General features: G+C 36.6%; 15 protein-coding genes, 1 tRNA gene and 2 pseudogenes. 9 read left to right on the top strand and 9 right to left on the bottom strand.

The features are described 5' to 3' along the window. Positions 1 to 251: 251 nt before the first annotated feature. The 5 genes and pseudogenes from V7150_RS14140 to V7150_RS26615 all read left to right on the top strand — a co-directional run. The gene (locus V7150_RS14140; RefSeq protein WP_335519258.1) at positions 252 to 716 is read left to right on the top strand and encodes a sporulation protein; all 465 of its coding nucleotides are present in this window, start codon (positions 252 to 254) and stop codon (positions 714 to 716) included. A gap of 15 nt (positions 717 to 731) precedes the next feature. Then, the gene (spoVAC, locus tag V7150_RS14135; RefSeq protein ID WP_335519257.1) at positions 732 to 1,211 is read left to right on the top strand and encodes a stage V sporulation protein AC; all 480 of its coding nucleotides are present in this window, start codon (positions 732 to 734) and stop codon (positions 1,209 to 1,211) included. Next, the gene (gene spoVAD, locus V7150_RS14130) at positions 1,212 to 2,228 is read left to right on the top strand and encodes a stage V sporulation protein AD (RefSeq protein ID WP_335519254.1); all 1,017 of its coding nucleotides are present in this window, start codon (positions 1,212 to 1,214) and stop codon (positions 2,226 to 2,228) included. 15 nt (positions 2,229 to 2,243) lie between these two features. After that, positions 2,244 to 2,600, top strand: coding sequence for a stage V sporulation protein AE (gene spoVAE / locus V7150_RS14125; RefSeq protein ID WP_283922308.1), 357 nt, complete (start codon positions 2,244 to 2,246; stop codon positions 2,598 to 2,600). Positions 2,601 to 2,770: 170 nt separating this feature from the next. Next, positions 2,771 to 2,839, top strand: a pseudogene (locus tag V7150_RS26615) (YjcZ family sporulation protein); the annotation flags it as partial. 464 nt (positions 2,840 to 3,303) lie between these two features. On the opposite strand, the gene V7150_RS14115 reads toward V7150_RS26615, so the two are convergent. The 3 genes from V7150_RS14115 to V7150_RS14105 all read right to left on the bottom strand — a co-directional run bounded on the left by V7150_RS14115 (position 3,304) and on the right by V7150_RS14105 (position 4,657). After that, positions 3,304 to 3,708 (bottom strand): hypothetical protein, encoded by a 405-nt coding sequence (locus tag V7150_RS14115; protein WP_335519247.1) that lies wholly within the window; start codon positions 3,706 to 3,708, stop codon positions 3,304 to 3,306. A 57-nt stretch (positions 3,709 to 3,765) separates the two neighbouring features. Beyond that, positions 3,766 to 4,131 carry a hypothetical protein gene (locus tag V7150_RS14110; protein ID WP_335519245.1) on the bottom strand — a complete coding sequence of 122 codons (366 nt, stop codon included), beginning with the start codon at positions 4,129 to 4,131 and terminating at the stop codon, positions 3,766 to 3,768. Positions 4,132 to 4,282: 151 nt separating this feature from the next. Beyond that, positions 4,283 to 4,657, bottom strand: coding sequence for a hypothetical protein (locus V7150_RS14105; protein WP_335519243.1), 375 nt, complete (start codon positions 4,655 to 4,657; stop codon positions 4,283 to 4,285). 240 nt (positions 4,658 to 4,897) lie between these two features. Here V7150_RS14105 and V7150_RS14100 point away from each other — a divergent pair, with 240 nt between their 5' ends. Then, entirely contained in the window at positions 4,898 to 5,152 is a 255-nt protein-coding gene (locus V7150_RS14100) for a stage VI sporulation protein F (RefSeq protein WP_335519240.1), read from the top strand. Between the two features lie 19 nt (positions 5,153 to 5,171). Here the strand turns inward: V7150_RS14100 and V7150_RS14095 are convergent, their stop codons facing one another. From V7150_RS14095 to V7150_RS14075, 5 genes are all read right to left on the bottom strand, one after another. After that, positions 5,172 to 7,481, bottom strand: a complete 2,310-nt coding sequence (locus tag V7150_RS14095; protein ID WP_335519238.1) for an ATP-dependent helicase — start codon at positions 7,479 to 7,481, stop codon at positions 5,172 to 5,174. A 583-nt stretch (positions 7,482 to 8,064) separates the two neighbouring features. Continuing rightward, on the bottom strand, positions 8,065 to 8,487 hold the full coding sequence (locus V7150_RS14090; RefSeq protein ID WP_335519235.1) for a GNAT family N-acetyltransferase: 423 nt from the start codon (positions 8,485 to 8,487) through the stop codon (positions 8,065 to 8,067). A gap of 6 nt (positions 8,488 to 8,493) precedes the next feature. Next, entirely contained in the window at positions 8,494 to 9,006 is a 513-nt protein-coding gene (locus tag V7150_RS14085) for a YjcG family protein (protein WP_335519232.1), read from the bottom strand. Between the two features lie 139 nt (positions 9,007 to 9,145). Next, positions 9,146 to 9,868 carry an alpha/beta hydrolase gene (locus V7150_RS14080; RefSeq protein ID WP_335519229.1) on the bottom strand — a complete coding sequence of 241 codons (723 nt, stop codon included), beginning with the start codon at positions 9,866 to 9,868 and terminating at the stop codon, positions 9,146 to 9,148. A gap of 105 nt (positions 9,869 to 9,973) precedes the next feature. Further along, positions 9,974 to 10,258, bottom strand: coding sequence for a hypothetical protein (locus tag V7150_RS14075; RefSeq protein WP_335519226.1), 285 nt, complete (start codon positions 10,256 to 10,258; stop codon positions 9,974 to 9,976). 99 nt (positions 10,259 to 10,357) lie between these two features. Between V7150_RS14075 and V7150_RS14070 the strand changes: the two genes are divergently transcribed. From V7150_RS14070 to V7150_RS14060, 3 genes are all read left to right on the top strand, one after another. Beyond that, positions 10,358 to 11,170 carry an ABC transporter ATP-binding protein gene (locus tag V7150_RS14070; protein WP_335519223.1) on the top strand — a complete coding sequence of 271 codons (813 nt, stop codon included), beginning with the start codon at positions 10,358 to 10,360 and terminating at the stop codon, positions 11,168 to 11,170. A gap of 2 nt (positions 11,171 to 11,172) precedes the next feature. Continuing rightward, the gene (locus V7150_RS14065; RefSeq protein WP_335519220.1) at positions 11,173 to 11,877 is read left to right on the top strand and encodes a hypothetical protein; all 705 of its coding nucleotides are present in this window, start codon (positions 11,173 to 11,175) and stop codon (positions 11,875 to 11,877) included. Between the two features lie 57 nt (positions 11,878 to 11,934). Continuing rightward, positions 11,935 to 12,007, top strand: a tRNA-Val gene (locus V7150_RS14060). 326 nt (positions 12,008 to 12,333) lie between these two features. Here the strand turns inward: V7150_RS14060 and V7150_RS14055 are convergent. Further along, a pseudogene (locus tag V7150_RS14055) lies at positions 12,334 to 12,810 on the bottom strand (MerR family transcriptional regulator); the annotation flags it as partial.

Here is a 12,810-nt window from a genome sequence, read left to right as displayed (position 1 = left end):
AAATAAAAAAACGAGAAAGCAAACAGCCAAATCTGCACCAATATCAAAAGCGGTAAAGAAAAAAGGATGCGGGTGTGGTAAAAAAAAGACATCAAAGTAGAAGAGGGAAACTGCTAGTTATCTGGCAGTTTTTTATTTTTCTCCATTGAGCAATATCCCAAAAATTATGTTATCAAGTCATAATTTTTGCCAATGTCGAAAAAACTACAAGTAATAGTAATTCAAAAAATGGAACAAGGAAAGGGAAGCAAATGATCACTAGATATCAGATATTGTTCGCTTGTTTATTTTTATTAGCCGCCTGCAATCATAATGCACCCGTAAGGGATAGTCAATTAGCATTGATGAAAACGACAAATCCTAAGCCGTTGGTAACAGATCAAAATAAGAGTAATGACAGTGTGAAAGAAATTAAAAAGGATGTAAGCTCTTTTCCAGAACTTTATGATGTGGCCGTGATAAAAGGAAAAAAGGATACACTTGTTGTTTATAAGGTAAAACATTTGTACCGATTTAAAATGAAAAAAATTGAAAAGAATGTAAACAAGAAGTTAGAGAAGAAGTATCCGAAAGAAAATTTTACTGTTTCAAGTGACTATAAGATTTTTCTAGAAGCAGTTAGACTTGATGAGCAGATGAAATCTGCTAAGTTTTCCCACAAAGAGGCTGAAAAGCGCTTGGAGGATATCGTCAAAATGACGGACAAAACGAAGTAAGAAAGGAGAATTAAGATGCCGACTACCAAAGAAAAAAATACTACGCCTCAGCAGCGAAACTATCAACAGTTACAGCAAAAACATGAAATAAAACGACCGGTTTTGAAGAATTGTTTGAAGGCATTTTTTGTTGGAGGATTTATATGCGCTATTGGTCAAGCAGTCAGTTATTTTTACATATATTTTTTTGATTTTACAGAACAAAGTGTAGGAAATCCGACTGTGGCAACAATGGTCTTTTTCTCGATGCTGTTAACAGGTTTTGGAGTTTACGATCGCCTTGGACAATTTGCAGGTGCAGGAAGTGCTGTGCCTGTTACCGGTTTTGGAAATGCTGTTATCTCGGCTGCGATTGAACACCGGACAGAAGGGTTTGTGCTAGGAGTGGGCGGTAATATGTTTAAACTTGCTGGCTCAGTGATTCTCTTCGGAGTATTTTCTGCTTTCGTTGTTGCATTGATTAAAACGCTGCTCGTGATTTGGGGGGTTTTGTAATTGTTAAGAGGTCATCAATCATGGGTGTTTGAAAATCGGCCAATGATTACAGCCACGGGTGTAACAGGAGGACCATTTGAAGCAAATGGAAAATTGGCGAATGATTTTGATTTATTATATGAAGACTTATGGATGGGAAAAGAATCCTACGAAAAGGCTCATAGTTTATTGCTTGAAGAGGCCATGAAAATGGCATTAAAAAAAGGGAATGTCCAAAAAGAACAGGTGCAATTTTTATTTGCTGGAGATTTAATTAATCAAATTACGCCAACAAGCTTTGCGGCAAGAACTTTGCAGATCCCCTATTTTGGTCTTTTCGGTGCCTGCTCCACATCAATGGAGGGTTTGGCACTCTCATCCTTCGTCGTTAATTACCAGGGGGCAAAATACGTGCTGACAGGTGCTTCAAGCCATAATGCAGCCGTAGAAAAGCAGTTCCGCTATCCTACAGAATATGGCGGCCAAAAGCCGCCGACTGCACAGTGGACAATAACCGGTGCCGGGGTAGCACTTGTACAGCCAAATGAGCCTGGTAAGCAGCATCCAGTGACAACCTCGGCGACTATTGGAAAGGTCGTTGATATGGGCTTAACAGACCCATTTAATATGGGTGGGGCAATGGCACCAGCAGCAGCTGATACGATTATTGCTCATTTCCGTGACATGCAATTGGAACCTTCTTATTATGATTTGATTGTTACCGGTGATCTGGGAAGAGTCGGCCATGATACTGCGTTTGAATTGCTCAATAAAAGCGGCCTGGAAATGGAACGTGGACAATTTCAGGATTGCGGCTTATTAATGTATAAAAATGATCAACCGGTTCAATCCGGGGGAAGTGGTGCAGGTTGTTCAGCAACGGTTTTATATGGACATCTCCTAAACCAATTGAAAAAAGGGACATATAGACGAATTTTAGTTGTAGCGACAGGGGCATTGTTATCCCCTCTTAGCTTTCAACAAAATGAATCAATCCCGTGTATCGCCCATGCTGTAGCGATTGAGATGAATAAATAGAAGAGGTGAGGGTTTGTGTTAGCAATGTATTTCTGGGCATTTGTGATTGGCGGATTAATTTGTGTCTTCGGTCAGTTATTATTTGATGTAGCAAAACTAACGCCGGGACATACCTTGAGTTTGCTTGTCGTTTTAGGAGCAGTTTTAGATGGATTCGGACTTTATGAACCACTGGTGGATTTTGCAGGAGCAGGAGCAACTATTCCAATCACCAGCTTTGGGAATTCCCTAGTACATGGGGCGATGCAAGATGCGAAGGCACATGGAATTATAGGGGTATTAACAGGTATGTTTCAAGTGACGAGTTCTGGAATCTCCGCTGCCATTATTTTTGCGTTTATTGGAGCACTTATTTTTAAACCCAAAGGATGAAATACACATTTTTGAATCTAATTTTTTGATTAGTCGGTCATGCCTACACACACTATTAAGTAATTTCATATGTTATTAATGAGATTACTAAAGTGAGGTGACAGTCTATGTGCTTTGGATATGGCGGCTGCGGCTACGGTGGCTATGGCTACGGCGGCGGTTTTGGCGGAGGTTCTACTTTCGTATTAATCGTTGTATTGTTCATTCTTTTAATCATTGTCGGAACAAGCTTCTTTTAATAGACGATGAACTTGTCTCGATTGAAGGGGGTTGGCCCATAAAGTGGCCAACTCCTTTCTTTTCCAATTATGCAATAATATTTATTTTAGGGATATGTAATGGTAAGGGGACTCATGATTTTTAATTAAAAAAAGGTTTAGGAATATCCTAAACCTTACAATATAAAAAAAGTATAAGAAAAGTTTGTTTTATTTAATATCAAACGATATAATTCGGATTTAGCTCTTCGTCCGATAACAATAGGATGGAGGTTTGTCCGAGATTTTGTTGTAAGACATACATCATTAATTACTGATGGAGTTGCTCCTAATTCTAGCAAATTAGTGACAGAGTCTACTTGGCAGAGGAACCATATTTTCCAAAAATAATGATTTCCTTAATTAGCTTTTTAGAAATAATATTATACATAATCATTTTTGGGTATGTGAATCTAATTTATTGATAAAAAAGAAAGTGGCATAACTTAATCCACTCTCTTTCGATTCCTTTTGAAGATTTTGACGTTTGAAAGGTCATTCGGATCATCTAATTTATATCGATAATTTTCTCTTGAGTTAAGATTTTGAAGTCTTTCAACCGCCTCTTCAAATTCCACATTGTTCATTTGTTTCGTTGCAAGTAATGAGCATAATATGGCAAAAGCTATTGCAGTTGTATCAACGTGTACATCGATTTGGATATCTACATCAGAGTTCCCGCTTTGCCCAATCGAATTGGTGTTTTCATTTCTAATTTTGATATTATCTTGTTCAAAGGAACGAGATTCCGCATTATTTTTATTATCAAGCAATTGTCTTTGTAAATTATGATCGGATATATTCATCCATTTGTGAGGTACATTTTGTCTTCGTTGTCTATGATTATCCATATGTTCACCTACCCTAAAAAGGGTGAGGTTCTTAAGCCCCACCCCCATAGTTTATAATTAGAAATCAACATCAACATTAGTATTTTGATCTTGGTCGTTTTCTTGCTCTTGATCAGATCTTACACGAGCATTACTTCTGCTATTTATTGTAATATCAACTCTTGAATTTCCGGAATTTGTTAATGTTGTACGCGCTTCATTAGTATTTTTATCAACGTTTCTTACTTCTGCTTCAGCCTCTGCTTCATTTCTGTTTCGCAATTCATTTTCGAAATCATTATCAACATCTACATTCACATTTGTATTATTTCGACGAGTCAAACCTGTACGTACAATATTATCAGTTCTTTTTCTTGTAGTTGTACGTCTTGTAGTTGTAGGTCTTGTACGTCTTGTATTTCTTTTACTTCTTCTATTTGTCATTTGAAAATCCTCCTTGTTTTATCCGCTATTGTTTTTTTCGTTCTATTAAGCCTTTTTTATTGAAACGGGTATGACAGATTTGAATAATCCAATTATTAAATAAGGGAGTAGGATATTAGTGGTTTACGCTCGATTATATTAAATAAGCTCCTTAAAAATCGGTATCAATATCAGTATTTTGTTCCTGCTCACTATCTTGTTCTTGCTCAGATCTAACTTTGGCATTACTTCGACTATTCAACCTTACATTAACCCTGGAATTCCCGGAATTAGAAATAGTAGTACGAGCAATATTTGTATTATTATCTGTATTACGAACATCCGCTTCAGCTTCTGATTCGTTATTATTTCTAACTTTATTTTCAACGTTATTATTTACCCTGATGTTTTCGCGATTCCGGTTATTAGTTCTAAACGAAGATTGATTTCCTAAGTTATCAAATTCACTTGAACCCATAATAATTTCACCTCCATTATCTGTACTTGCTTTCCATTTTATTCTTGAAGATAAAAGTGGATTGGTCATTTTACCAAGGACAAATACCCCTTTTATAAGGAAAAAACACATTTGGGTAATATGAACTATGTAATGATCATTACAATGACTTAAACGATAGCCCCCAAAAAAGTACATGGATAAAAGTACAAATATCGGAGATTTGCAATAAAAAACGGACCAGCAAGTTTTTGTCCGATATTTCTTAATCACCATTTTCCTTTTTCTTCATACAATAAAGTAGTTTATGAAGGAGTGTGATTTTAGAACATGGATAATGGGTTCTTTAAAAACATAGAAAAGAAAACGGGCGTTAACATGAAAGATATCTTTGATTTAGCAAACTCATTACAAAATGCTAATTTTAAGGATGAAAAAACTGTCCGTAGTGTGATTCGAAGAGTTTCTCAGATTGCCAATAAACCGGTAAGTAAAGAAATGGAAAATCAAATAGTTAAATCAATCATTAACGATGGTAAGAAGCTTGATTTCAATACAATCGCGAATATGATGAATAAGAAATAAAAAAGAAGAAGATTAATTCCTAACTATAGGAATCGGTCTTCTTCTTTTTATTAATTGGTGCTAAGAACCTGGAGCGGTTTGCCTTTTTTCCTCTTCTGCTGCTTGGTATGGAGATAAAAAGCTGGTCCTTTGCACGAGTCATCGCTACGTAAAATAATCTTCTCTCTTCTTCGAGAGCAGTAAAGTCACCATTTCGATAAGCATCTAGGGAAAAATCATGGGGCAGGCTCCCTTCTACAGCACCGATCATATAAACAGTTTGATATTCAAGTCCTTTAGCCCGGTGGATAGTGCTAAGGCTGATGGCATCCGGAAAATGCTTACTTAAATTCTTAATTTCCTTATTCATTGCAGACATATGCTCGGCATGTGCCAACAATGCCTCGATTGTATTAAAGCTCTTTGCTGCAACTTTTAGGTCTTTAAGATCGTCCGACCCTTTTTCAAGCTTACTCGACTCATTTCCCCGTTTCTTAAGAAAATCAAGAAAACCAATGTCTTTTTCAATTTTTTCAATGGCAAGAGCAGGGGACAAATGCTTTAGGCCGCGGATGACGGTTACCGCCATTTTTAACTTTTTCTCTTGAAAGGCATGAGCTGTTTTCAAGTGTGAAAGCGCCTCAAGAAAACTGCAGTCTTTTAGGATACTCTCTGCTTTTATATCTTTAAGGACGGTCTGTTTTAAAAATAATAATGGTAAAATGTCAGCTAGTGCCTGTGGGTCGTCTTCGTTTATGCTAACCCTTAAAAATGAAAGGGCACTTCTTACAATATAGCGGTCGTAAAAAGCATCTGCATCCTGGTCGATTTTAAATGGAAGGTTCGAGCTGGCTAATCGCTCAAACACAGCACGGGACCCAGCATTTGTTCGATAAAGAATAGCAAAATCGCACGGTTTTGCACCCGTCGAGATCTTCTCTTGGATATCAGTGACAATCATCGTCGCTTCTTCCTCTTCATCATAAGGGAAAAATAACAGCGGCAGCGTTCCTGATGAAAATTGTGCTTTCATCTTCTTCGTTCTTCTCACCTTATTCACGGAAATCATTTGATTGGCGGCCGCCACAATTTCATGTGAGGAACGATAATTTTGGTCCAGAGTAACCATTTTGGCAAATGGAAAGTCTCTTTCAAAATTAAGCAAATAGGTTGGATCACTTCCTCTGAAGGAATAAATCGCCTGATCATCATCACCAACTGCACAAACATTTCTATGTTTTCCTGACAGTAGTTTAATAAGTTCATACTGAACTTTATTGATATCTTGAAATTCATCGATTAAGAAATAATGAAAGCGACTCTGATATTGTTCAAGCAGGGCAGGTGATGTGCTCAAAAGCTGATAACAGCCAATGAGCATGTCATCAAAATCAAAAAGTCCTTCCCGTTGTTTGTATTCCTCATATCTTTGATAAAGGAACACAGCCTTTTCTTCCCATTCGGATACAGGCTTAACCTCATTTGGAAACAGAAGTGAGTTTTTCCAAAATCCAATCTGCTGCAGCGCTAAATCATAGGCAAATTCTTTTTCAGTTAAGTTGAGCTCTTTACCAGCAGCTTTAAGGATTTTATCTCGCTGCCATTCTTTTTTTAGCAGTTTGTTAGACGACCAATTCACTCCATCATGGAACATAAGGATACGATAAAAAATACTGTGAAACGTGCCAGTGACGAGCCGATTGATAGTTTCTCGTTTCAAATTTGGATAGGACATCAAACGGTTCTTCATTTCAGCAGCAGCTTTTGCCGTGAAGGTAACAAGCATGATGGAACTTGGTTCAATATGTTTCGCCTCCAGCATATACGCTGTACGTGCCGTTAACACTCTTGTTTTGCCGCTTCCTGCGCCAGCAAGGACTAATAACGAGCCCTCCGTTTCCATGACTGCTGCAGCCTGACTTTTATCTAGAACGGTTCCATTTTCAGCAAGCTGCTGTAAATATGGTGAAAAATCGTGATTAATTTCTCCGGTTGTTTGTTTAAACGGGACAGTGTATTCAATGTTTTTTGCGGGTTTGAAGAGTTCTAAGTCTTTAGGGGTTGCTGTAATGGTCCTGCCTTGCGGTATCTTAAATCCGTTTCGCTCGATAAAGTGTTCGGTACTGTCCATTTTAACAATTGGAGGGAGCGGATCCGGACATTGTTTTTCTGGCGAGTGAACATGAAAAAAATGTGGGTTCAGCTGAATACCAAGAAACAATCGCACCTTCTCATTACAGACAGGACAGTGCAGCTCACCATTTTTTCCAGCGAGAAATATTTTTTGATATTGATCTCGAGCTAGAGTCTCTAGAGCAATATTTTGATTTTGATAGATAGCTGTTTTCATATTTTTAAACCTCTATTTCTATAAATAAGACATGTTCTATCATATCAAAACCTTCTAATAACTAAAAGGAGTTTCGTAATCAAAAGTGAAATGATCAAAATAGCATCTGGTAGATCGAGGGGATTGGTACTCGAAATCGCTGAAAAAGAGAGAATAACGATGCTTATAGGGGTTATAAGCGACCCAAACCGTAGGAAAAGAGAGAGGATGGTCGCTTATAGGGGCTTTAGGAGCCCGAACCGGTAGGAAAAGAAAGGGAACGGTCGTTTATATGAGTTATAGGAGCCCGAAACGGTAGGAAAAGAAAGGGAACGGTCGCTTATAGGAGTTATAAGAGCCCGAAACCGCTGGAAAAGAGAGTGGATGGTCGCTTATTGGGGGTATAAGCGACCGAAATCACTGGAAAAAAGAGAGAACGGTCGCTTATAGGGGCTATAGACTCCCGAAACTGTAAAAATAGCAAAAGAAAGGTAACCAATAGGTTAAAACAAGAAAAGACGAGTGCTAAATTCACTCGTCATTTCTAAAAACATTTTTTGTTTTCCACTTAAGCCTCTAATATCGAGGCAAGGTCTTCATTATGTTAAACTTCTTTCATCATGGTCTTATGTGGAATTCCTGCATCTAAAAATTCCTCTGAGACAACTTCATAACCAAGGCCGGAATAAAAGGGAATGGCATGCGTTTGAGCATTTAGCTTTAATTTGTGTAAACCTTGTGTATCAGCGAAGCTTTCGATTGCTTTCATTATCGCCTTGCCAGCGCCCGTTTTTCGTGCTTCTTTTAAAACACAAATGCGTTCAACTTTCCCGTAGCCATCGACAACACGAAATCTGCCTGCACCGACAGGCGAACCTTCATGATATATCACAAAATGCGTGGCATCATCTTCGAATTGATCGATTTCTTCTTCGAGCGGGACATTTTGCTCTTCAACAAAAACAATTTTTCTTACTAAAAAAGCTTCTTCAAGTTCCTTTTGATTTTCAACAACCTTAACTGTCACGGCAAACTATTCCTTTCCAAGACAAAATGTTTCATAAACAGTCCAAGAACCATTTTCTAATTGATAAAGCAAATGGAAGCGGTCGATCGTTTCTTCATGATTTACTTTTGTCATCCGTAGTGAACCGAAGACATCTGAGTGCTCATCATTAGAAAGCTTTTGACCAATCGTAATATGGGGTACGAAGGCATAATCTAAATTTTCCTTGTTAAATTCCTGATTGATAACAGAATGCAAGTTTGTAAGTTCCTCTGTCGGATCTATTTTAAAATAGATGACATTATTTAAAGGCTGGAAAGAGCTGATTTTGGATGTTTTTAATGAGAACGGCTTTGTATTACTGGCGATTTGCCGTAATTTATTGGCAAAATTCTTGGCATCTTCTTCATGTGCTTCAAAGGCATTCTTTAATGTTAAATGTGGAGGAATAAGAGCATAATGCGGGTCATAGCGTTTACGATAAGAATTCACTAAATCTTGAAGCTTTTTTGATGGAAAAATAACAACACCAAATTTCATAGGTTTACCTCCATTTAAATGAAATTATTTTTTTAGAAAAATAATACTAAAAAGAGCCTTCTGATTATTATAGCAAATTTTCAAAATATATAAAATATCCAACATTACTTAGTGAAAACTTAGTCCTATGGTTGTGAGACTAAAATAACATTTTAAGAGCTCTTCTTAAATCAGGCTGCCAGTATTTCCATGTATGATTTCCGTTAAACTCTTCATAAAAATATGTAAAAGGTTTTTCTATAATTACTTTGGAAAGTTTCCGGTTTGGGCTTAGGAAATCACTTATTCTTCCGTCAGTGGTTTTTACTTCTGTTTCTTGAGTGCCAATTACATGATATATTTCAACAAGCTGTGCTTCCGAAAAGTCTTTGACTAATTTCAATACTTGCTCGTCAACAAGCGGAGACTGGAGCACCACTTTTCCAAAGGTATGCGGGTATTGTAGGGCAGTCATTAACGAGACTGTTGCCCCCAAGGAGTCCCCAATTAGCGCTCTTGTCGAGCCCATATGATAAGTAGGAAATTCTTTATCAAGAAAAGGCACTAATTCATGTGCAAGAAACCGAATATATTGCTGGTTTTGGTCACCATCCGGGTGGTATTTTCGCCGGCGGTTCTCCACATCCTTATAGGGCACTCCAACAATAATAATATTTTCAATTTCTCTTTCAAAAAGAAACTCATCTGCCAATCGTCCGATCCGGCCGAGCTGAAAATAATCCCGTCCATCTTGGGCGATTAGCAGTGAGTATTTATAGAGCGGTGAGAAGTTTGCTGGAAGATAGACAAGGAGCTGCATTTCTTCTCCAAGTTCCAAGCTTTGAAAGGTAAGTTCTTTAATTGTGCCTTTTGGAAATTCCATTACGACCATTCCCTCCATGATTCGATTGTTTCATGTGCATTTTAACATAACTGGTGAGGAAATGCTTTTGGCAGGTTAAATGTTAGTGGATGTATGAGAGTAGGATTAATGAAGAAAACGATTCTTATAATGAAATTCAGGCATAATAGATAAAATGTTTTCACGTATAAAGGTTCGTATTTGTTTTCGTGTCAAACAAAAGGCACGAATGTAGTCATCATTCACTTCTTTCACTATTAGTTTTCGCTGTGAGAATTCCTGGCTATCAGCAAGATAAATTATCTCCAACGGTATATGTTCTTCGATTGAACGGATCAAAAGTCCATCCATTTGAATCACTCCTTTCTTTATGATAATTTCATTATAACCGAACGTTAGTTCTTTATTCAAGTTAAAGTAGAACGGGTGTTCTGTTTTAGGAACAGCTTTCCCAAAATTGCTGTAGGTCGTAATTAAATGGTAAAATAAAGAAAAATAGGTTGTGGTTAAATGGGAAGAGTCACTTTTGAAGTAGTAAATGTAACAAAAGAAATAAGCGGGCAGTCTATTCTAAAGAGCATTTCCTTCAACTGTGTTGAAAATACAGCAACAGCAATCCTTGGTCATAATGGTTCAGGGAAAAGCACACTTTTAAAAATTTTAGCAGGAATTTATGAGCCAACAAGTGGAAGTGTTATAAGGAATACTTGTAAGATTGCTTATGTGCCGGAACTTTTTCCTGAAAATTTGCGTTTTAAACTAAAGGAATATTTACAATTGATGGCATCACTTCAGGGATTCACTAAAGAAGATGTTGAAATTCAACTTTCAGAGTATTTTTGTACATTTGGTATTGAGCAATTTGTCAACACACCACTCAAACAATGCTCAAAAGGAACAAAGCAGAAGGTGGGTCTTATTCAAGCCTTGTTATCTAAACCAGAAGTGTTGCTATTGGACGAGCCTCTTACTGGATTAGATACTGCTTCCCAACACGAACTTATTAATCTCTTAGAAAAATTAAAAAGGCAAGCAACCATAATTTTTACCACTCATGAAGACATGATGATTGAAGCACTAGCTGATCAAGTATTGGATATGGAATCTGGAGAGATTCCATTCCAAAAGGAACCTAAAAAGGTAGAGCGGTTGATAAAAACAACCTTCAGGGATCAAGAGATATTTAGTGGACTAGATTTGGTTTCCATAGATTATGAGAGAAATTCCGCTTTTATTACGGTTGAGGCACCTAAAAGTGATGAATTATTAATGTACCTTCTGAAAAATAATTGTTCGATTTTGGAAATAAAAGAAAAGAGGTAAGTATGACAGGGTTTATTCGTTATCAATTCATTAGCTATATTCGATCGCTAAAAATCATTCCGCCTCTAACGGTGTTTGGTGCATGGGTATTTATTTTGTATGCCTACAAAGAAGTCCCTATCTTAAGCAGCTATGCGGTTACAAGTATCGCAATCTATTTAATTATGACCTGGGTAGCGATGAGTGTATTTTCCATCGAAGAAGAGAGTGAGAAACATATTTTATTTGTTCAACTAGGAAGTAAGAATCGATTTTTATGGGGGAAATGGTTTATTTGTTTGATGGTTGCATTGCTTTTGGAGGCATTGGCAATCTCCTATCCAGTGCTAATGAATAATTTTAAAGGGGTAATCAAGCCGTTTCATTATGGTCTTGCTATCTACAGTCATTCCTTTTTAGCGTTATTCGGAATTTTAGTTGGCACATTTTTTTCGGTTACGTCTTATGCATCAAAAAAATATGCCTGGCTGTCTGCGGTATTTGTTATTGTTGTTTCTTTGGCTTATGAAGCATTAGTATCAAAACTGGTTTTATTAAAATGGGTGCTAATGATATTTCCGCCAGCGGTAAATGTAATTAGGTATTTGAGTAACGGTGATATAGTAGATATTAAAATGGATTTTTGGTTCTATGCCTCGTGGTCAATTGTATACATTTTGATTGGTGTTATTGTGATCATCAAAATGTTTTTAATGAAGGAAAGCTAAAATTGCTATTGACATTCCTAGTTTTTTCACTATAATAAGATTTGTAACTTAATAAGAGATCTGTTAGCTCAGTTGGGAGAGCGCAACCTTGACAGGGTTGAGGTCGGGGGTTCGAACCCCTCACAGGTCATCATAAGAAAACCTTGGTATCCTTTGTGATATCAAGGTTTTTTCGTTGTAACAGGATGTTTAGTTTGATGTAACACAGATGAAGTGGTGACAAAAACCTTACAAGTAAGAAAAGATGTAGAGTTAAATTATTTCTAAAAGTTTTAAATTATTTGTTCGAGGAGAAGTAACTGAAGCTAGTAATTGTCAGTTACTAGAATAGATAAGTTTTTTTAATAAGTATTTTNNTTTTGAAGAAACTTATCTATTCCATTTTTTACGTGCAACATTTTATTTAGTAAATCATTTGCGTTTTTTTCTAAGTTTAATAATCCTTTTATCACTTATTTAGATAATTTGTTCCGCAATATAACCGAGTAGATTAACTTTTTCACCTTGTTCATGATAATCAAGAAAAATACCAGGGTTATCTGTCGAACCAATAACTGTTTTGTACTGAATTTTTAAGCCTTCTTTCTCTAAGTTATACTCAAGATAATTTGGATATAAGACATGTTGATGTGAATTAGGATATAAGGTACGAAAATTTAGTAAAGAGGTTGCACCTTCATGGTAATATAGATAGTTACCAATAACCTTAGTATCTTGATTTATATAATTTTGTAATAAGGTAATGGGGAAGACATTCTTATGCGAACAAATTTCGTTAGTTGTAATGCTATCTACTATGACATCTATTGACCCTGGTTTAAGAGGAAGAATATAGTCAGTATTTTGAATATAAATGACACGAAGTTTCGGATTAATTCTTTTAATAAAATTCCTCAATTTTTTAATCATAGTCAAAGAGAAACCACAAAATAT

The organism is Neobacillus drentensis (assembly GCF_036965245.1).
Lineage (GTDB): Bacteria > Bacillota > Bacilli > Bacillales > Cytobacillaceae > Neobacillus > Neobacillus drentensis_G.
This window is presented reverse-complemented; position numbering and strand designations above follow the sequence as displayed.